The organism is Variovorax sp. 10L421 (genome assembly GCF_056395365.1).
The window spans coordinates 1-19,787 of record NZ_JBFTJJ010000036.1; the positions used below are offsets into that span (position 1 = coordinate 1).

A 19,787-nucleotide genomic window follows, 5' to 3' on the forward strand; every position below is an offset into this window, starting at 1 on the left:
AAGGCGGCCGTCGGCTACACGAACATGTCCAGCGACATCCGCAGCCTGGGCTACAAGAGCTACGTCGACTACAACGTGGGCGCGAGCTACGACTTCGGCAACGGCCTGTCGCTGACCGGTTCGGTGCAAGGCGCCAACAAGAAGAGCTCGTATGTCGCGGTCGCGAACCCGGGCATCGACCTGGGCTTCGGCCCCTTCGGCCAGACGACCTACTCGCCCAACAAGGCGCGCTTCATCCTGACGCTGACGAAGACGCTCTGAACGCCAGCCTCAGTCGATGCTGATGTTCGCGGCCTTCGCAACCTCCGCCCACTTCACGCGGTTGTCGTGCACGGTCTTCTTGAACTGTGCCGGCGACTCGATGCGCACGGTGTTGCCCTGGCTCTCGAAGCGCTCGCGGATCTCGGGGGTCTCCAGCACCGCCTTCACGGCCGCGTTGAGCTTGTCGACGATCTGCGGGTCGGTGCCCTTGGGCGCGAAGATGCCGAACCAGATCGAGCTGTCGAAGCCCTTGGTGCCCGGCAGGCCGCTCGAGGCGATGGTGGGCACTTCTTTCACGGCCGGCACCGCGGCGGCGGTGGTTACGCCCAGCAGGCGCACCTTGCCGGCCTTGTAGTGCGGCAGCACGGTCTGCACCTGGTTCATGATGCAGCAGGTCTCGCCGCGCACCACCGATGTGATCGCCTCGGGACCGCCCTTGTAGGGCACGTGCACCATGTTCAGGCCGAGGCGCGAATTGAATTCGGCAAAGGCCATGTGTGTGCCCGCGCCGTTGCCTGTAGACGCATAGTTGTACTTGCCGGGATTTGCCTTGACCAGCTCGACGAATTCCTTCAAGGTCCGCACGTTGATCACGTCGGGATTGATGGTGAGCACGTTCGAAACGTCGAGCACCGGCGCCACCGGCACGAAGTCGGCCTCCACGTCGAAGGGCAGTTTCTTGTAGAGCGCGGCATTGCTGCCGTGCGTGGCTGCGGTGCCGAAGGAAAGCGTGTAGCCATCGGGCCTGGCGTGGGCCACGTACTCGCTGGCGATGTTGCCGGCGGCGCCCGACTTGTAGTCGATGACGACGGGCTTGCCGAGCTGCTTCGACAGCGGCTCCTGGATGACGCGGGCCACCACGTCGACGCCCGAGCCGGCCGGAAAGCCCATGATCAGCGTGACGGGTTGCTGCGGCCAGTCCGGCTGGGAGAAGGCGGCGGGCGCAACGAGCGAGGCAGCGGCCAGCAGCAGTGCGCGGCGGGCAATTCGAGAGAAGGGAGAATGAAACATGACTGTCTTTCTGCGAGGCAAGCGGTGCAAGCGCGCATTGTGGCGCGCCGCTGATGCCCGATTCCATATGAGCTTATGCGCGGCATGCACGCCGCGTGCCTGCTCTCCATAATCGCCCCATGGTCCGTTCCACCCAACAACTACACACCCCACGAGAGCCCGCGCGCCCGCGCGCGGCCGCCACCGTGCTGCTGCTGCGCGACAGCGCCGCCGGCATCGAAGTGCTCATGACCCGCCGCTCGGCCACCGCCAGTTTCGCGCCCGGTGCCTATGTATTTCCCGGCGGCCAGATCGACGCCGCCGACGAAGCGGCCCAGCGCATCGCCACGCAGCGGTCGACGCAAAGCGGCCTGCAGCGCACGCAGGCCATCGCGGCCATCCGCGAGGCTTTCGAGGAACTGGGCGTGCTGCTCGCGCACCATGCCGACGGGCGTCCCGCTAACGCCGAGGACATCGCCGCCATGGACCGCGGCAACACGGCGGGCACAGCCTTTGCCGACCAATGCGCGGCACGCGGGCTGACGCTCGATGCAGACCGGGTGTTCACCTTCGCGCACTGGATCACCGACCGCGACCTGCCCAGGCGCTTCGATGTGCCCTTCCTGGTGGCGCGCATGCCCGAAGGCCAGGAGCCCGCAGCCGACGAGAGCGAACAGTTCGAGCCCTGCTGGGTGCGCCCAGCCGATGCGCTCGCGCGCCATGCGGCAGGCAGCTTCTTCATGATCTTCCCGACCGTGCGCACGCTGCAGCGCATGGCCGCGTATGCCACCGTGGACGCCCTGCTCACGGCCTGCGCCGGCGAGACCCCGCTGTGGACCAGCTGCCCGCGCGCCGGCCTGCTCAAGGGCGAAGACGCGCGCTACATGGAGCACGAATCGCCGTTCGGCGAGCTCGCGCTGGTGTGCCCCGACGGGCAGGCCGTGCACGTGCTCGACTGGCAGAGCGAACGCCCGGTGCCGCTGCTGAAGAACGTGATGCGCTTCACCGCGCCCAACCCGGGCGCGATGACCGGCCCGGGCACCAACAGCTACATCGTGGGCGACGCGGCCACGGGCTACATCGTGATCGATCCGGGCCCGGACGACGCCGGCCACATCGGCCGGCTGTGGGGCGCCACGCAGGGCGACATCCGCATGATCGTCTGCACGCACTCGCATGCCGACCACTCGCCGGGCGCAGCGCCGCTGCAGGCGCTGTGCAAGAGCGGCAGGCCGCCGATCCTCGGCCTGGCCTCGAAGCCGACAGCTCGCGCCAGCGCACGCTTCACGCCCGAGCGCGAACTGGCCGATGGCGAGCGGCTCGTGCTGTCGGGCACAACGGCCGAAGGCGAGCCCATCGCCCACACGCTGCGCGTGATCCACACGCCCGGCCACGCGGCCAACCACCTGTGCCTGGTGCTGGAAGAAGACGGGCTGCTGTTCTCCGGCGACCACATCCTCAACGGCAGCACCACAGTGGTCGATCCGCCCGATGGCGACATGACGGCATACCTCGATTCGCTCGACACGCTCGATGCGGCCTGCGCGGCCGGCGGCATCGGCTTCATCCTGCCCGCGCACGGCTACGTGATCGGCTTTGCCCGCACCGCCATCGGCATGCTGAAAGCGCACCGGCTCAAGCGCGAGGCCAGGATCGCAGCCGCCATGCAGAAGCTGCCCGAAGGCACCCCCGAGCAATGGCTGCCGCTGGCCTACGACGACGTACCCGAACGCATGTGGCCGGTGGCGGCCCGCTCGCTGGCCGCGCACGTGGCTCGCATCCGGCAATTGGCGGTGGCTCGATGAACAACAGCAACAGGAACTCTCCGGGTGAGGACGAGGGCATCCGCCTCGCCAAACGCGTGGCGGCGCTGGCCGGTGTGTCGCGGCGCGAAGCCGAGCTGCTGATAGAGAACGGCGCGGTGCGCGTGGACGGCGTGCCGCAGATGCTGCCGCAGTCGCGCGTGCTGCCGCACCAGCAGGTCGAGATCGAGGCCGGCGCGAAGCCCGAGCCCGTGCTGCCCGTCACATTGCTGCTGTACAAGCCTGCGGGCATGGTCACCGACACCGCGCACCGCCTGCTGGTGGCTGCGAATCATCACGAGCCCGAGCGCGCCGGACTGCGTTTTCTGCCGGCGCATGCGAAGGCGCAGCACTGCATGACGCCGCTCGAGACCGGCGCCAGCGGGCTGGTCGCTTACACGCAGGAATTCCGCATCGAACGCAAGCTGCAGGAAGACGCGGGCATCCTCGAGCATGAGGTGATGGTGGACGTGGCCGGCCCGGTGAGCCCGGAGGTGCTGGCGCGGCTGGAGCGCTCGCCCGCGCGCGTGAGCATCGGCCGCCAGAGCGACGAGCAAACGGGCCTGCGCTTCGCGCTCAAGGGCGCGCGGCCGGGGCAGATCGCCAACATCTGCGACGGCGTGGGCCTGCGCATTCTTGCGATGCGGCGCATCCGCATCGGCCGCGTGCCGCTGGCGGGGCTGCAGCCTGGCCAGTGGCGCTATCTCGCACCCCACGAACGCTTCTGAACAACGATGCACCGCATGTTCACGGCCCGCAATTTTCAGCCGTGGCCCCGATGGGCCGCCGACAGGGAGACTGAGCCAATGAAGTTCGGAACACCGAGCACCGCCCTGGCCTGCACCGTGCCGCTGGCACTGGTGGCGGGCTGCACGCTTCTCACGCCGTCACCGCCGTCCGCGCCCCCAGCGCCGCCGCCGGCCGTCGTCTCGAAGGACGGCCTCGCGCCCATCACCGAGGAGCAGGTCGAGCGCATCCGCGATGCCATCGGCGTCAAGCCCCCCAGCCCGGCTGTGGGAAAGGTGGTGCGCAGCGCCTCGCCGACCATCGAGTCCTTCGTGCGGACCGAAGGCTGCATCACCGCGCGCAATGGCGCGGTGCTCAACCCCTTCGCCGCGCCCGGCCGCCTGTTCGACACCACGGGCTTCCAGGGCGGCCCGATGTCGGAGATGCAGTACCACGACAAGACCGCCTGCGTGACGGTCAAGCGCATCCAGAACTGGAAGATGGTCACGCCGAAGCTGCTGCGCTTCGAGGTGGTCTACGTGGGCGACGACGGTGAGGAACGCGCCATCAAGCGCCACGAGCTGGTACGCCAGCCCAAGGGCGGCTGGCTGTTCGCGCGCTGAGGGCCGTGGTCACTGCTTCGCGGTGGCCGGCGCGGCACCCTGCGCAAGGTGCGCGTCGTCGGGTTCCCAGCCGCCGCCGAGTGCCATGAACAGCACGACCTGATCGTCGGCCAGCTGCGCCTCGCTGGCCGCGAGGGCGGCTTCGCTGGCAGCCAGCGAGCGTTCGGCGTCGAGCGAATCGAGGTAGCCGGTGCGGCCGTTCTGGTAGAGCTGGCGCGCCTGCGCGGCGACCTTCGCGCTTTCGTCGCGCGAGGCTTGCAGCGCGGCGTGGCGATCGAGTTCACGCGCGTAGGTGCCGAGTGCGGTCTCGGTTTCGCGCAGCGCGGTGAGCACGGTGCCGTCGAACTTGGCGAGCGCCGCGCGCGTGCCGGCCTCGGCCTGGGCGATGCGGGACTGTGCGACGCCCGTATTGGGAATGGTCCACGAGATCAACGGGCCGAGGCTCCAGGCGAAGGTGTCCTTGCGGCCGAAGTCGTCGGCATGGCCGGCGGAGGAGCCTGAAAGGCCCAGCGTGACTTTGGGATAGAGCTCGGCCGTGGCCACGCCGATGCGCGCGGTCGATGCGGCAAGGCCGCGCTCGGCCTGGCGGATGTCGGGGCGGCGGCGCAACAGCGCGGCACCGTCGCCGACCGGCAGTGTGCCGGCCACGCGCGGCGGCATGGTGCAGTCGGCCACTTGGCGCGGGAAGTCCTGCGGCACTGCGCCGGTCAAGGTGGCGAGACGATAAAGCGCGCCCTGGCGTTCGGCCTTCAGCGGCGGCAGTGCGGCGTTGAGCTGCTGCAGCTGCGCACGCGCGCGACCTGCGTCGATGGCACCGGCGCGGCCTGCACGTTGCAGGCGGTCCGTGACGTTCACGGCGTCCTGCTGCAAGGCGACAGACTTCTGTGCGATCTGCAGGCGAAGGCCGGTAGCGCAGGCCTCGGCGTAGGCGCGCGCAGTGCCGGCCGCGACGTTCACGCGCACGAGGTCGAGCGCGGCTTCGGCGGCTTGGGTGTTGGCCTGCGAAGCCTCGATGCCCCGGCGGATCTGGCCGAACAGGTCGACCTGGTACGACAGCGAAGCGCCCGCGCTGTAGTTGAAGGTGCTCGGCGGCTCGTAGCCCTTCTGCAGCAGCGACAGCCCCGACACATGGCCGAACGAAGGGCCGCCGTTCACGCCGATGGTCGGGTACCTGGCGTCGGCCACTTCGTCTTCGATGGCGCGTTCGCGCTCGAGGTTGGCGACGGCCTGGCGCAGGTCGGTGTTGTGCGCGAGGGCCTGTTCGACCAGCCTGTCGAGCAACGGGTCGTGGTACAGGCGCCACCAGTGGGCGGGCAGCGGCGCGGCGTTGGCGGACGCCTCGGCAAAGGGCCGCGCGGCGGCGCCCTGGCTGGCCAGCGCCTCGGGCGGCTGGCGGTAGTCGGGACCGACCGCCGCGCAGGCCGCGAGCCCGGCGGCGACGGCCAGCGATGCAAGGCGAAATGCGAAGCGGCTCACGGCGTTCACCCCTTCTGCGGCGCGGCTGCCGGTGCCACGGCGCTGTGCGCCGGCTTGTTCCCCAGCACCTGCACCGTGACCGTCTGGCCCGCGACGAGGCGTGCGCCCTGCGGCAGCGGATCGAGCTTGATGCGCACCGGAATGCGCTGCGCGAGCCGCACCCAGTTGAAGGTCGGGTTCACGCTGGGCAGCAGGTTGGCGCTGGTGGAGCGGTCGCGGTCGGCAATGCCGGCGGCCACGCTGTCGACCGCGCCCTCGAGCACCGCGCCGCCGCCCATCGGGGTGACGCGCACGCGGTCGCCGAGATGGATGCGCGGCAGCTTGGTTTCCTCGAAATAGCCTTCGACGTAGAACGACTGCGCATCGACCAGCGCGAGCACCGGGCGGCCCGCCGCGGCGTAGCTGCCCTGGCGCAGGTCGAGGTTGGTGACGAGGCCGTCGGCCGGCGCGCGCACCTGGGCGCGCTGCAGGTTGAGGCGGGCCGAGTCGAGCGCCACCTCGGCCTGCGCGACGGCGGCCTGCATCTGCTCGACACGCGAACGGGTCTGCTCGCGCGACTCCTTCGACACCAGGTCGTCGAGGCCCGCGTTGCGCGCGTTCTCGCGCTGCACCTGGGCGCTCATGGCGCGCTGCGCGGCGAGCGCTGCCTGGGCCTGGCGCACGGCGAGGTCGTAGCGGGCGCGGTCCACCTCGAACAGCAGCGTGCCGGCGGCGACCGGCTGGTTGTCGCGGATCGGTACTGCCGTGACGAGGCCCGACACGTCGGGTGCGATCTGCACGACGTTGGCGCGCACGCGGCCGTCGCGCGTCCACGGCGCAAGTTCGTAGTGGTCCCACAGGCGCAGGCCGGCCCACGCGGCGGCGGCCACCACGGCCACGGTGAGAAGAACGCGCCCGAGGCGCCGGGCCCGTGGGTTGTCTGCGGAGGAACGGGGGACTGTCATCGGAATCTCGTCGTCATTGAAGGTAGGAAGTGAGGCGGCTCAGTGCATAGAGCAGCAGCAGGTACAGCGCCATGTCGAACAGCGCGGGGTGCCACACCCAGCGGTAGGCGCCGGTGGCCGCGAGCAGTCGGCGTACGCCCCACAACGCGAGCAGCGCGCCGAGGGCCAGCACCATGATCCAGGGCACGTAGAGGCCGTAGAAACTGGCTTCACCGATCATGCGGAAGCTCCTTGGGTGAGCGCTGCGCCCGCCAGCCTGGGCGGCGCATCGGGAAAGAGATTGCGGCGCAGGCCGACCAGTGCGGTGACGGCCGAGCGCGATGCGGCGGAAGAAGCGGTGCCGCGCGCGGCAAGCACGGCACCGAGTGCTTCGTCGATCTGCGGCAGCAGGTCGAGCGGGCGCGGATTCGTGCGGCCTTCGGCGCGCTGGCGGAAGAAGCGCGAGATGCCGCCCAGCAGCGCGGCCGAGCTGGCCAGCGGCAGCTGGGCGCGCACGCGCTGCAGCACGGCGATGTCGGCGCCCATGCGCAGGTCGCGCAGCGCGTCGTTGGCGGCCACGCCTTCGACGGTGCCGCCCGCCTGCGCGATGCGCGGCGCGAGCAGGCCGATGCGGTCGAGCATGCGCACGGCATACGCATCGCTCTGCGCGTACTGCGGCTGCGGCGAAGCGGCCATGTCGCCGAGCTCGCGCCAGGTGGCGCGCTGGATGCGGCGCGCGCTCCAGTCGGCACCGACCGAACGCACGAGCCGCGTGACGCGCGCCGCGACCAGCACGCCGACGATCTGGCCGATCATGCTGTTGATGAAGCTCACGAGGTCGGAGCTGGCGGTGTCGTGCAGCGCGAGCGTGCCGGCCACGCCGAAGATCAGCGCCATCGCGGGCATGAAATGCGTCGGACGCGGCAGGTAGAAGCCCAGCAGCAAGAAGAGCGGCGCGCAGATGACGACCAGCATGCCGAAGTCCTGCACCGTGGGCATGAGCACCAGCACATAGAGCGCCGAGATCGGGATGGACCACAGCGTCCACTTGAGAAAGCCGTGGATCGCCGGCACGGGGTCGTCCATGGTGGCGAAGAAGCAGCAGAAGACGGCGGCCATCATGGTGGCCGCCGAACCCATGGGCCAGCCGGTGACGATCCAGAACGCGCCGCACAGGCAGATGGCGATGACGGCCGCGAGCGCCGACAGCAGCGCCATGCCGTAGTCACGGTGCAGCACGCGGCTGCCGAGCGCTGCCGTGCGGTGCAGCGGCGCGGCGCCCTTGAGGCCTTCGTCGATGTCCAGGCGCAGCCGGGCGCAGGCGGTCCAGCCGTCGACGAGTTCTTCGAGGCGCCCGGCGAGGCCGATGCGCAGGGCGCGGCCCCATGGAGTGGGCTGCTGCGCGTCTGCAGGAGCGGCGTTCAATGCGTCGATGGCACGGCGCAGGGCTTGCAGGCGCTCGGCACTGTGGGCGGAGGCAGGTTCGGCCTCCTCGCGCAGCCACTGCGCGGCCTGCGCGAGCACCGCGGCCACGTCGGGTGCAAGTTGCCCCTCGGCCTGCTCCAGCGCCTGCAGGCGGTCTTCGACGGCCGAGAGCGCGGGCGTGAGCGCGGCAACGCGGTCCTGCATCGCGCGGATCGCGCCGGCGGTCCAGCGCAGGTGCGTGGTGTCGAAGGGCACGTGGGTGGAGAGCAGGCGCAGCTGCGTGATGTCGCCTGCGAGGCGGCGGCGGTCGTCGTCGAGGCGCTTCGGCTCGGCGTCACTGCTGCGGCCGGCGGGCTGCAGCAGGTCGCCGAGCCACTTGCGCGCGTCGAGCAGCGTGCGATCGAGCAGGCCCAGCACGGTCGGCGCAAGCCCCGCGGGCAGCACGAGGCTGTGGACCAGCGTGGCGCAGAAGATGCCGAGGCCGATTTCTTCCACGCGCGCCACGGCGGTGTCGAACAGCGCGAGCGGCGTCTGCACCGACGGAAAGCCGATCAGCGCGGCCGTGTAGCCCGCGAGCATGAACACGTAGGAGCGCGGCGTGCGGTCGAACAGCGAGATGCACAGGCACAGCCCCACCCACAGCGCGAGCACCAGCGTCAGCAGTTCCGGCGCGTTGGACAGCGCGGGCACCATCAGCACGGTCGCAGTGGAGCCGATGAGCGTGCCGCAGAAGCGGTACAGCGCCTTCGAGCGAACGGCGCCGGCCAGCGGATGGGCGACGACGTAGGTGGTCATGAGCGCCCAGAACGGACGCGGCAGGCCGGCACGGCTGGCGAGGTACATCGCCAGCATGGCGGCGGCGAAGCTCTTGCCGGAAAAGAGAAGCTCCGCGCGGCTGAAGCGCGGAAGACGGAGCGCAGGCATTTCTTACCTGCGCCCTTCCTGCGGCGATTGCTGCGACTGCGGCGCCTGGGCCGGGCGCCCCAGGCGCTCCTCGAGCACGCCGAACACCCGCAGGCAGACGGCGATGTCGTCGTCGGACACGCCTTCGAACAGCTCACTGCGCATCAGGCTCAGCGCCGCCTCGATGGGCGCGCAGGCGGCCTTGCCTGCGGGCGTGAGGTGCAAGGTCTTGGCACGGCGGTCGGCCGGATCTTCGCGGCGCTCGACGAAACCGGCCTCCACCAACTGGTCGAGCGAGCGCACCAGCGACGGGCCCTCGATGCCCAGTGCATCGGCAAGCACGCCCTGGCGCACTTCGCCGTTCATGCGCCCGAGCATCACGATCGGCCAGGCCAGCGTTTGCGACACGCCGACGTGCGCCACCGCCCTGTCCGCCGACGCGCGGTAGCCGCGCTGCAGCACCGAGAGCGACATGCCGAGCCGCATCAGCGCGTTCTCGCGCTTCGGGGAGGAGTTGCTCGATTTGCTCACGATAGCCGCCTATTAATTAGCATGCTATCGATTATACGGGTAACTACTAATTCTTGCTGGCGGCAAGGCGGCGCCCGCCTTCAGCGGTCGAAGGCGCGAAAAAAGAAAAGGGAAGAAAAGTGTGAAGCCCGCCGATAAGCCGGATTCTGTGCATCGAGGGCCTCTTGCGAAGCCTTCGACGTGACCGCCATTACTCTGGGCCGTTTGTCGCCAAACGGCTCGATGCCACCTACCCGCCAGCTCAGCGGAACCACCTCGATACTGGCCTACTTGGTGTTGCTGCGCGCAGAGATTGCCCGTTTCACCCGAACTCAATCGGCTCGTCTCTGTTGCTCTGATCCTCACCTCACGGTGGAGAGTCGTTAACTCCTGCGCTGTCCTGTGCAGTCCGGACGTTCCTCCAGTGCGGTCTTTCGACCCGATGCTGTTGCCCGAAGGCGCAGCGTCGTCCCTTTCGGGCTTGCACCAGCGGCGGTCTGGCGTGCTTCACCGCGCGATTATCGCCCGCCCCATCAATGACCCTTCAGACAATGCCGCGCGCCGGTCGTCAGCCGGGCGTTTCGCCGTCGCCGGCCTGCACCAAGCCCAGCTTGCGCAACGTCCGATGGAAGTTGCTGCGGTCGATGCCGGCCTCGCGCGCGGCGCTGGCCACGCGGCCGCCGTGGCGGGCGAGCAGTTCCGAGAGCCAGGCCCGCTGGAAGGCTTCGGTCGCCTCGCGCAGCGTGCCGCCAGCCATGACAGGCCCCGCGTGTTCGTTCGCCGGGGCCTGCACGGGCGCTGCCGTGGCGCTTCCCACGACGGCAGCGCTGTCCAGCGCCAGGTGATGCGGCTCGATGGCCGTCCAGCGCGAGCCGCGCGGCTGCTCCCGGAACGCCCGCAGCGAGGCGCGGCTGATCACATGCTCGAGCTCGCGCACGTTGCCCGGCCAGCCGTGCGCCAGCATGGCGGCCTTCGACGCCGGCGAGAGCCGCAGGTTGCGCGCGCCCAGCCGGTGCTGGTTCTCCTCGAGAAAGCTGCCCGCCAGAACGAGCACGTCGCGCCCCCGTTCGCGCAGCGGCGCGACGACGAGCGGATAGACCGACAGCCGGTGGTACAGGTCGGCGCGAAAGCGCCCCTGCGCGATCGCCGCGGGCAGGTCGCGGTTGGTGGCCGCGATCACGCGCACGTCGACCTTGCGCATGCGGTCGCTGCCGGGGCGCTGCACCTCGCCGCTTTGCAGCACGCGCAGCAGCTTGGCCTGCACGCTCAGCGGCAGTTCGCCGACCTCGTCGAGAAAGAGCGTGCCGCCATCGGCGATCTCGAACTTGCCGTCGCGGTCCTGCACGGCGCCGGTGAACGCGCCGCGCTTGTGGCCGAAGAGTTCGCTGTCGGCCAGCGACTCGGGCAGCGCCGCGCAGTTGACCTGCACGAGCGGCTGCTCGCTGCGGCGCGAGCGCGCGTGCAGGCGCTGCGCGACCAGGTCCTTGCCGACGCCGGTTTCGCCGAGCAGCAGCACCGTGAGGTCGGACACGGCGACCGTGTCGATCTCGTCGCACAGCTGCTTCATCGCCGGGCTGCTGCCCAGCAGCTCGCGCGGCGCGCCACGCCCCGCACGCAGCGCCTGCGCAACGGCCTGCTCGCGCATCGCGCGCGCCTGCATCTCGCGGATCGTGTGGGCGGCCTCGATGCCGGTTTCGACGAGGGCGATCAGTGCCTCCATCTGCGCCGGGCCCACGGCATCGAAGGCGTGCGGCTCCAGGGCGTCCAGCGTCAGCAGGCCCCAGACGGCGCCGCGCAGGCGCAGCGGCGCGCCCATGCAGTCGTGCACCGGCAGGATGCCCGGCTGGCCGGCGACGAGGCCGTCGTACGGGTCGGGCAGGTTGCAGTCGTGGGCGAAACGCAGGCCCCGTTCGCTGTCGAGCAGGCGCGCGAAACGCGGATGGGCGGCGACGGGAAACTGGCGCCCGAGGGTTTCATCGCTCAGGCCGTCGACCGCGACGGGCTTCAGCACGTCGACATCGAGCTGCAGCAGCGCGGCGGCATCGCAGCGGACCAGTCCGCGCGCGGCGGCGAGCAGCGATCGGTAGCGGGCGGCCTCGGCTTCGGGCTCGGGCGACGGGGCTTCGGTGGTCGAATCGACACGCAATGTGGTCATAAGTACAACGATGAAGTTGTTGCGAATTTGACCACGCCTGATAAATCCCCAATGGCGTCAAGCACTTGCAGCGACCTTCTGGCTGGCACGGATCGTGAGAAGACGAAGGCATCTCAACAGAGGAAGCGCCAGACCATGAACCCGCAAACCATCGCCATCGTCAAGTCCACCGTGCCCGCGCTCCAGGCCCACGGCGAGGCCATCACCAGCCACTTCTACAAGATCATGTTCGAGGGCCATCCGCAGGTGAAGGCCTTCTTCAACGAGGCGCACCAGGCCGCCGGCACGCAGGCGCGCGCGCTGGCGGGCGCGGTCATCGCCTATGGCGCGCACATCGACCGGCTCGAAGCGATCGCCGGCGCCCTGCCCCGCATCATCCAGAAGCACGCCGCGCTGGGCGTGCTGCCGGAGCACTACCCGATCGTCGGCCACTACCTGCTGCGCGCCGTGAAGGAGGTGCTCGGCGATGCCGCGACCGACGAGGTGATTGCCGCGTGGGGCGAAGCCTACGAATCGCTGGCGGGCCTGCTCATCGCCGCGGAGGAAGCCGTCTACAGCGCCAACGCGGCGCAACCCGGCGGATGGCGCGGCATGCGCGAATTCCGCGTGGCCCGGCGCGAGGACGAAAGCGAGGTCATCACCTCGTTCTACCTGGAGCCCATGGACGGCGGCGCGCTGCTGGCGTTCTCGCCGGGGCAGTACCTCACGCTGGTGCTGGAGATCGACGGCCAGCCGGTGCGACGCAACTACTCGCTGTCCGACGCGCCGGGCAAGCCGTGGTACCGCATCAGCGTGAAGAAGGAAGAAGGCGGCCGCGCCTCGAACTGGCTGCACGAGGCCGCCGTGACCGGCACGCGGCTGCAGGTGCAGGCGCCGTGCGGCGACTTCGTGCTGCAGCCCGCGGGCGAACAGGCGCGCCCCCTCGTGCTGGTGACGGGTGGCGTGGGCATCACGCCCGCGATGAGCATGCTCGAATCGGTGGCCCACACGGGCCGGCCGGTGCACTTCGTCCATGCGGCGCGGCACGGCGGCGCGCACGCCTTCCGCGAGCGCGTCGACGCGCTCGCGCAGCGGCATGCGAACGTGAAGCCGCTGTATGTCTACGACGCGCCGCGCGAGAGCGACACGCCGCACGCGACCGGCTTCGTCACCCGCGAGCTGCTGGCCGGGCTGCTGCCGGAAGACCGCGATGTCGACCTGTACTTTCTCGGACCGAAGCCCTTCATGCAGTCGGTGTATGCCAACGGGCTGGCGCTCGGCGTGCCGAAGCAGCAGCTTCGCTACGAGTTCTTCGGGCCGCTGGAAGCCCTGGAGGCCTGAACCGCAACGGCCTGCCATCCCCTCGTGCTGAAACGGTCGCGGGCCGGGTGCAACCCGGCCCAGGGGGCGCCACAATGCGCGCTGACCATCCGCCCCTCGCACCCAAGGAGATTCCATGAAGGCCCAGAACATCCTCCAGACCATCGGCAACACGCCGCACATCCGCATCAACCGCCTGTTCGGCAATGCGAAACAGCAGGTCTGGGTCAAATCCGAGCGCGCCAATCCCGGCGGCTCGATCAAGGACCGCATCGCGCTGTCGATGGTGGAAGACGCCGAGAAGAGCGGCGCGCTCAAACCCGGCGGCACCATCGTCGAGCCGACCTCGGGCAACACCGGCATCGGCCTGGCGATGGTCGCGGCCGTGAAGGGCTACAAGCTGATCCTGGTGATGCCCGACAGCATGTCGGTCGAGCGCCGCCGCCTGATGCTGGCCTACGGCGCCACCTTCGACCTGACGCCGCGCGCCGGGGGCATGAAAGCCTCCATCGCGCGCGCCGAGGAAATCGTGGCCGGCACGCCCGGTGCGTGGATGCCGCAGCAGTTCAACAACCCCGCGAATGTCGACGTGCACGTGCGCACCACGGCCGAGGAGATCGCGGCGGACTTTCCCGACGGCATCGACGTGCTGATCACCGGCGTAGGCACGGGCGGCCACATCACGGGCGTGGCGAAGGTGCTGAAGAAGAAGTGGCCCAAGCTGCAGGTGTTCGCGGTCGAGCCAGTGGCCTCGCCCGTGATTTCCGGCGGCACGCCGGCGCCGCACCCCATTCAAGGCATCGGCGCAGGCTTCATCCCGAAGAACCTCGACACCTCGCTGCTCGACGGCGTGCTGCAGGTCGACGCCGAACCGGCGCGCGAAATGGCGCGCCGCTGCGCAGTCGAGGAAGGCATGCTGGTCGGCATCTCGTCGGGCGCCACGCTCGCAGCCATCGCGCAGAAGCTGCCCTCGCTGGCACCCGATGCGGTGGTGCTGGGCTTCAACTACGACACCGGCGAGCGGTACTTGTCGGTGGAAGGCTTCCTGCCCGCCTGACTTTTCGGGAAGCACCGCGGAACCGGCTTCGCCGGGCCGCTGGTGCTGCCCCCGGCAGGGGGTAGGCGAAGCGACACGAAGTGCGCGAAGCCTGGGGGCGAGTAAAATCTCTGGCCTGCTTGATAACCACAAGCCCCACGCCATGCTGAGAATCTCCGAACTCAAACTCCCGCTCGACCACGCGCCCGACGCGCTGGCCGCACTGATCGCCAGGACGCTCGACGTCCCGCTCGAAGCGATCGCCTCCCACACCGTCTACAAGCGCAGCTTCGACGCGCGCAAGATCGAACTGCTCACGGTCTACATCTGCGACGTGCAGCTGAAGGACGCGAAGCTCGAAGCCGCGCTGCTCGCGAAGCACGCGGGCCATCCGCACATCCAGAGCGCGCCCGACATGCGCTACACGCCGCCGGCCAATGCGGCCGAAGGCACGGCGCGGCCGGTGGTGGTCGGCTTCGGGCCCTGCGGCATCTTCGCGGCGCTGATGCTCGCGAAGATGGGCTTCAAACCGATCGTGCTCGAACGCGGCAGGACCGTACGCCAGCGCACCCGCGACACCTGGGGCCTGTGGCGCAAGAGCGTGCTCAACCCCGAGTCGAACGTGCAGTTCGGCGAAGGCGGCGCCGGCACCTTCTCGGACGGCAAGCTCTACAGCCAGATCAAGGACCCGCGCTTCCTCGGCCGCAAGGTGATGGAAGAGTTCGTGAAGGCCGGCGCGCCACCCGAAATCCTTTACGTCGCGCATCCGCACATCGGCACCTTCAAGCTGGTGAAGGTGGTGGAGAACATCCGCGAGCAGATCGTGGCGCTGGGCGGCGAGATCCGCTTCGAGCAGCGCGTGACCGACGTGCACATCGAAGACGGCCACCTTCGCGGCCTCACCGTGCTCGACCAGACCACGGGCACGAGCAGCGAACTGCGCGCCGACCACGTCGTGATGGCGCTGGGCCACAGCTCGCGCGACACCTTCGAGATGCTGCATGCGCGCGGCGTGCACATCGAGGCCAAGCCCTTCTCCATCGGCTTTCGCGTCGAGCACCCGCAAGGCCTGATCGACCGCGCGCGCTGGGGCCGCCACGCGGGCCACCCGCTGCTCGGCGCGGCCGACTACAAGCTGGTGCACCATGCAAGCAACGGCCGCTCGGTCTACAGCTTCTGCATGTGCCCCGGCGGCACCGTGGTGGCGGCCACCAGCGAGCCGGGCCGCGTGGTCACCAACGGCATGAGCCAGTACTCGCGCAACGAGCGCAATGCCAACGCCGGCATCGTGGTGGGCATCGACCCGAAAGACTTCCCCGGCGACGCGCTCGCGGGCATCGCCTTGCAGCGCGAACTCGAAAGCAACGCCTTCGTGCTCGGCGGCGGCGACTACCGCGCGCCGGGCCAGCTGGTGGGCGACTTCATCGCCGGGCGGCCCTCGACCGCGCTCGGCAGCGTGATTCCGTCGTACAAGCCCGGCGTAACGCCGACCGACCTGCACAAGGCGCTGCCGGCCTACGCCATCGAGGCCATGCGCGAGGCCTTCCCCGCCTTCGGCCGCAAGATCAAGGGCTTCGACACGTACGACGCGGTGCTCACCGGCGTCGAAACGCGCACCTCGTCGCCGATCCGCATCACGCGCGGCGACGATTTCCAGAGCCTCAACGTGCGCGGCCTCTACCCGGCCGGCGAAGGCGCGAGCTACGCGGGCGGCATCCTGTCGGCCGGCGTGGACGGCATCAAGGTGGCCGAGGCCGTGGCGCACGGCGTGCTGGCCGAAGCCTCGGCCCTGAGCCACTGAGCCACCACCCGACATCGAGACCTGCATGGCCAGTGCCGACTTCCATTTCTACGAACCCGCCAGGGGCCACGGCCTGCCGCACGACCCATTCAACGCGATGGTCGGGCCGCGCCCCATCGGCTGGATCTCGTCGCAGGACGCGAACGGCGTGCTCAACCTCGCGCCCTACAGCTTCTTCAACGCCTTCAACTACACGCCGCCTCTCGTCGGCTTCGCCAGCATCGGCGCCAAGGACAGCCTGCATAACATCCGCCAGACGCGGGAGTTCGGCTGGAACCTGGCAACCCGGCCGCGGGCCGAGCAGATGAACCGCTCCTGCGCGGCCGTGCCGCCCGAGGTGAACGAGTTCGAGCTCGCCGGCCTCGCCACGGCCGCCTCGCGGACCATCGCGGTGCCGCGCGTGGCCGAAAGCCCCGTGTCCTTCGAGTGCAAGCTCACGCAGATCCTGCAGCTCGAAGGCGCGGACGGCGTGCCCGTGCAGACCTGGCTCGTGCTCGGCGAAGTGGTGGGCGTGCACATTGCGCGCCACCTGCTGAAGGACGGCATCTACGACACCGCCGCGGCGCAGCCCATCCTGCGCGGCGGCGGCCCGGGCGACTACTTCGAAGTCAGCCCCGACAATCTCTTCAGGATGTTCCGGCCGCGCTGAACGCGCTGCGCCGGCCTTCTTTTTTCCAATCCTTTCCACAGCGCCCCCGCATGACCGACGCTTCCACCGCCACCCCCAAGACGAACGCCCGCCCGCCCCGGCGCCAGCAACTGGACATGGCCGACCAGCTGAAGCAGCTGCAGGCCGGTGCAGGAACAGACGCGGGCGCAGATGCGCCGGCGCAGCAACAGCAACCCCAGCAGGCCTCCCGCCCGCCGCGGCAGAAGAACACCGGCCGCGGCCCGCGTGCGCAGCAGCCCCGGCAGCAGAAGGCGCAGGCGCAGCAGCAGCAACCGCAGCGCACGCCGCGCAAGGTCAACCCGGTGCTGGAGCGCCTGTTCGAGCTGTACCCTCAGCTCTTCGGCGCGCGCTTCGTGCCGCTGAAGCTCGGCGTGTATGAGGAACTGCTTGCGCGCCACCCCGAGGACTTCAAGGCCGAAGACCTGAAGATCGCCATGGGCCAGCACGCGCGCTCCACGCGCTACCTCGAGGCCGTGGCCGCCGGCCTGGCGCGCCACGACCTCGACGGCAACGCGCTGGACCCGGTCGCGCCCGAGCACGTGCACCACGCCATCCTCGAGCTGCACCGCCGCCGCATGCTGCGCAACAACGGCAACGCCGAAGAACTGCGACCGCAACTGGTGGAGCGCATCGCCAAGGCCGTCGAGGCTTCGGGCCTCGACCGCGAGGCCTATGCGGTGCTCGTGCGCTCGCGTGACGCGAACGCCAACGCCGTGGTCGACGAAGCCCTGGCCGAACTCGCCGAGCAGGCCGCCAAGCGCGAGGCGCTGCTGCGCGCCTTCGAGGCCAGCGGCCGAAGCGAGCAGGAGTTCGCCGACATGTACGGCATGAAGCTAGGCGACGTGACGCGCACGCTGCAGCGGGTGCGCGACGACAAGAAACGGGCAGAGGCAGCCGCGGCAGCGGCAAAAGAAGCAGCACCGGAAGCAGAAACCGCACCCGACAAGGCCCAACCCGACCTGCCCGCCACCACCGGCAATTGAACGCCCCGAAGCGCCCGGAAGACTGCAGCTGTGCAATCCGGCAGCGATGCGGCGAATTTTTCACTAGGGATTCGCGCCCAAGAAACATTTTCATACGTTTCCAGTTACATTTCTCCGGCCCATTCCGGGCGGAGGAGAAGTTAATTTGAAAAGAGTCATCAGGCTGCTTCTCGCAGCCGTGGCTGTTTCCGTGTTCGCGAGTGGCTGCGCCGTCAACCGCGCAACAGCCACCGTCGATCCCTCGGCGAATCTCGACAAGCTGCGCGTGGTGCAGGTCAGAAGGCTCGAGGGTGAAGACGGCACGATTCAGAAACTGATCGCAAGCAATCTGCGCAAACGCGGGTACGAGGTGTCGGAGGACGCCAAGCCCCCCGAGAAAGTCGATGCCGTCGTCACGTACGTCGACAAGTGGCTGTGGGACATCACCATGTACCTGTCCGAGCTCACCGTCACGGTCCGCGAACTCAAGTCCGACTACCCGTTGGCAACGGGCAATTCGCTCCACACCTCTCTCACACGCCGCTCGCCACCGGAAATGGTCGACGAAGTGGTCGGCAACATCTTCAAAGAATCGGAAAAATCCAAATGATCAGCACCACCCTTCGCCGCGCAGGCGCCTTGGCCGTTCTCTCCGTCGTCGTCGTGCTCGCGGGCTGCGCCTCGTCGGCCAACCGCGAGGCCATGACTGCGACCAGCATCGCCTCGAGCAAGAAGCTTCCTTACTCCCTGTCGGTGAAAACCGGCGGCGGCAACGAAACGAATCCGCTGTGGAGTTCGGACATCTCCAATGAAGACCTGGCTGCCGCCATCGAGAAATCGGTCACGCAGTCGGCCTTGTTCAAGGAAGTCGTCAAGGGCAAGAGCGGGGACTACGAGTTGTCGGTCTCGATCGTCAAGCTGACCAAGCCCATGTTCGGTGCCGCGTTCACGGTCGACATGGAAGCGGGTTGGTCGCTCACCAAGATCTCCGACAAATCGGTAGCCATGCGCCAGGTCATCAAGTCGACCTACACAGGTGGTGCGTTCGACTCGCTCGTCGGCACGACCCGCCTGCGCATGTCGGTGGAAGGTGCTGCGCGCAACAACATCAAGCAGGGCCTGGAAGCCGTCGCGGCGCTCAATCTCTGACCGACAAACCATCCGGTGAATGGAAAAGGGGCTGGTGAATCACCAGCCCCTTTTTCCTTGTGCCGCTGCGCTCAGCGCGCGTTCTGCAGCGCCGCGATGCGCTCCTCGATCGGCGGGTGCGTGGCGAACAGCTTGCCGATGCTGCCGGTGATGCCCATGGCTTCGACCGCCTTCGGCAGTTCGCCGGCCGGCAGGCCGCCCAGTCGCGCGAGCGCGTTCATCATCGGCTGGCGGTTGCCCATGAGCGCGGCCGAGCCGGCGTCAGCGCGGAACTCGCGGTGGCGCGAGAACCAGGCCACCACCATCGCGGCGGCAAAGCCCAGCACGATGTCGAGCACGATGGTGCTCACGTAGTAGCCGATGCCGGGGCCCGACGAACGGTCGTCGCCGCGGCGCAGGAAGCTGTCGACCGCATAGCCGATCACGCGCGACAGGAACACGACGAAGGTATTCATCACGCCCTGGATGAGCGTCATGGTGACCATGTCGCCGTTGGCGATGTGCGCCACCTCGTGGCCGATGACGGCCTCGACCTCTTCGCGCGTCATGTTCTGCAGCAGGCCGGTGGACACCGCCACCAGCGACGAATTCTTGAACGCGCCGGTCGCGAAGGCATTGGGCTCGCCTTCGAAGATGCCGACCTCGGGCATGCCGATGCCGGCCTTGTCGGCGAACTTGCGCACTGTGCCGACGATCCAGGCCTCGTCGGGCGACTGGGGGTTGTCGATCATGTGCAGGCCGGTGGTCCACTTGGCCATGGGCTTGCTGATGAGCAGCGAGATGATCGCGCCGCCGAAGCCCATCACCAGCGCGAAGCCGAGCAGCGCGGTCAGGTTGAGCCCGTTGGCCGTGAGGAAGCGGTTGACGCCGAGCAGGCTGGCGACGACGCCGAGCACCGCGACGACCATCACATTGGTCAGGACGAACAGAAGGATACGTTTCAAGTTGAATTCTCCGTGGGGAAATCTGCCACCCAGATAAGGGCCTCGCGGCCCTCTTCAAGCCGTGCGCGGCATGGAGGTCCTGGGTGTTGTTGTGCGTTGTCGGGCGCTCCGGACGGCGGCAGCCAATAGAAC

At 69.0% G+C, this 19,787-nt stretch carries 18 protein-coding genes, 1 other RNA gene and 1 pseudogene; 11 read left to right on the forward strand and 9 right to left on the reverse strand.

Features of this window, described 5'->3' with window-relative positions; translation table 11 throughout:
- Positions 1–261 (forward strand): annotated as a pseudogene (locus tag AC1DFC_RS27875) (TorF family putative porin); the annotation flags it as partial.
- 9 nt (positions 262–270) lie between these two features.
- Here AC1DFC_RS27875 and AC1DFC_RS27880 read toward each other — a convergent pair.
- On the reverse strand, positions 271–1,272 hold the full coding sequence (locus tag AC1DFC_RS27880; RefSeq protein ID WP_413333828.1) for a Bug family tripartite tricarboxylate transporter substrate binding protein: 1,002 nt from the start codon (positions 1,270–1,272) through the stop codon (positions 271–273).
- Positions 1,273–1,391: 119 nt separating this feature from the next.
- Between AC1DFC_RS27880 and AC1DFC_RS27885 the strand changes: the two genes are divergently transcribed.
- From AC1DFC_RS27885 to AC1DFC_RS27895, 3 genes are all read left to right on the forward strand, one after another.
- Entirely contained in the window at positions 1,392–3,056 is a 1,665-nt protein-coding gene (locus AC1DFC_RS27885; protein WP_478180419.1) for an MBL fold metallo-hydrolase, read from the forward strand.
- The gene (locus AC1DFC_RS27890) at positions 3,053–3,781 is read left to right on the forward strand and encodes an RNA pseudouridine synthase (RefSeq protein WP_413333831.1); all 729 of its coding nucleotides are present in this window, start codon (positions 3,053–3,055) and stop codon (positions 3,779–3,781) included. The genes AC1DFC_RS27885 and AC1DFC_RS27890 overlap by 4 nt, the downstream gene beginning before the upstream one ends.
- A gap of 78 nt (positions 3,782–3,859) precedes the next feature.
- Positions 3,860–4,402 carry a hypothetical protein gene (locus AC1DFC_RS27895; RefSeq protein WP_007838220.1) on the forward strand — a complete coding sequence of 181 codons (543 nt, stop codon included), beginning with the start codon at positions 3,860–3,862 and terminating at the stop codon, positions 4,400–4,402.
- Between the two features lie 9 nt (positions 4,403–4,411).
- Here the strand turns inward: AC1DFC_RS27895 and AC1DFC_RS27900 are convergent, their stop codons facing one another.
- From AC1DFC_RS27900 to norR, 7 genes are all read right to left on the reverse strand, one after another.
- The gene (locus tag AC1DFC_RS27900; RefSeq protein WP_237726173.1) at positions 4,412–5,878 is read right to left on the reverse strand and encodes an efflux transporter outer membrane subunit; all 1,467 of its coding nucleotides are present in this window, start codon (positions 5,876–5,878) and stop codon (positions 4,412–4,414) included.
- Positions 5,879–5,883: 5 nt separating this feature from the next.
- Entirely contained in the window at positions 5,884–6,822 is a 939-nt protein-coding gene (locus AC1DFC_RS27905) for an efflux RND transporter periplasmic adaptor subunit (RefSeq protein WP_007838218.1), read from the reverse strand.
- Between the two features lie 13 nt (positions 6,823–6,835).
- On the reverse strand, positions 6,836–7,042 hold the full coding sequence (locus AC1DFC_RS27910) for a DUF1656 domain-containing protein (RefSeq protein ID WP_007838217.1): 207 nt from the start codon (positions 7,040–7,042) through the stop codon (positions 6,836–6,838).
- A complete protein-coding gene (locus AC1DFC_RS27915; protein WP_478180420.1) occupies positions 7,039–9,150 on the reverse strand; it encodes an FUSC family protein in 2,112 nt (703 codons plus the stop codon). The genes AC1DFC_RS27910 and AC1DFC_RS27915 overlap by 4 nt, the downstream gene beginning before the upstream one ends.
- Before the next feature lie 3 nt (positions 9,151–9,153).
- Entirely contained in the window at positions 9,154–9,615 is a 462-nt protein-coding gene (locus AC1DFC_RS27920; protein ID WP_042674313.1) for a MarR family winged helix-turn-helix transcriptional regulator, read from the reverse strand.
- A 164-nt stretch (positions 9,616–9,779) separates the two neighbouring features.
- Positions 9,780–10,148: RNase P RNA component class A (gene rnpB, locus AC1DFC_RS27925), an RNA gene on the reverse strand.
- A 59-nt stretch (positions 10,149–10,207) separates the two neighbouring features.
- Entirely contained in the window at positions 10,208–11,794 is a 1,587-nt protein-coding gene (gene norR / locus AC1DFC_RS27930) for a nitric oxide reductase transcriptional regulator NorR (RefSeq protein WP_478180421.1), read from the reverse strand.
- A 135-nt stretch (positions 11,795–11,929) separates the two neighbouring features.
- Here norR and hmpA point away from each other — a divergent pair, with 135 nt between their 5' ends.
- The 7 genes from hmpA (at position 11,930) to AC1DFC_RS27965 (ending at position 18,711) form a co-directional block, all read left to right on the forward strand.
- The gene (gene hmpA, locus AC1DFC_RS27935) at positions 11,930–13,114 is read left to right on the forward strand and encodes an NO-inducible flavohemoprotein (protein ID WP_478180422.1); all 1,185 of its coding nucleotides are present in this window, start codon (positions 11,930–11,932) and stop codon (positions 13,112–13,114) included.
- 115 nt (positions 13,115–13,229) lie between these two features.
- The gene (gene cysK / locus AC1DFC_RS27940; protein WP_007838209.1) at positions 13,230–14,150 is read left to right on the forward strand and encodes a cysteine synthase A; all 921 of its coding nucleotides are present in this window, start codon (positions 13,230–13,232) and stop codon (positions 14,148–14,150) included.
- A 142-nt stretch (positions 14,151–14,292) separates the two neighbouring features.
- Positions 14,293–15,930 carry an NAD(P)/FAD-dependent oxidoreductase gene (locus AC1DFC_RS27945; RefSeq protein WP_007838206.1) on the forward strand — a complete coding sequence of 546 codons (1,638 nt, stop codon included), beginning with the start codon at positions 14,293–14,295 and terminating at the stop codon, positions 15,928–15,930.
- Positions 15,931–15,955: 25 nt separating this feature from the next.
- Entirely contained in the window at positions 15,956–16,579 is a 624-nt protein-coding gene (locus AC1DFC_RS27950) for a flavin reductase family protein (RefSeq protein WP_478180423.1), read from the forward strand.
- 50 nt (positions 16,580–16,629) lie between these two features.
- Complete coding sequence (locus tag AC1DFC_RS27955) at positions 16,630–17,583, forward strand: ProQ/FinO family protein (RefSeq protein ID WP_007838203.1); 954 nt, start codon at positions 16,630–16,632, stop codon at positions 17,581–17,583.
- A 145-nt stretch (positions 17,584–17,728) separates the two neighbouring features.
- Positions 17,729–18,172 carry a hypothetical protein gene (locus tag AC1DFC_RS27960; protein WP_007838200.1) on the forward strand — a complete coding sequence of 148 codons (444 nt, stop codon included), beginning with the start codon at positions 17,729–17,731 and terminating at the stop codon, positions 18,170–18,172.
- Complete coding sequence (locus tag AC1DFC_RS27965) at positions 18,169–18,711, forward strand: hypothetical protein (RefSeq protein WP_007838199.1); 543 nt, start codon at positions 18,169–18,171, stop codon at positions 18,709–18,711. Before AC1DFC_RS27960 ends, AC1DFC_RS27965 begins: the two co-directional genes overlap by 4 nt.
- 71 nt (positions 18,712–18,782) lie before the next feature.
- Here AC1DFC_RS27965 and htpX read toward each other — a convergent pair whose 3' ends face one another.
- Positions 18,783–19,655 (reverse strand): protease HtpX, encoded by an 873-nt coding sequence (htpX, locus tag AC1DFC_RS27970; RefSeq protein ID WP_007838192.1) that lies wholly within the window; start codon positions 19,653–19,655, stop codon positions 18,783–18,785.
- Between the last annotated feature and the right edge of the window lie 132 nt (positions 19,656–19,787).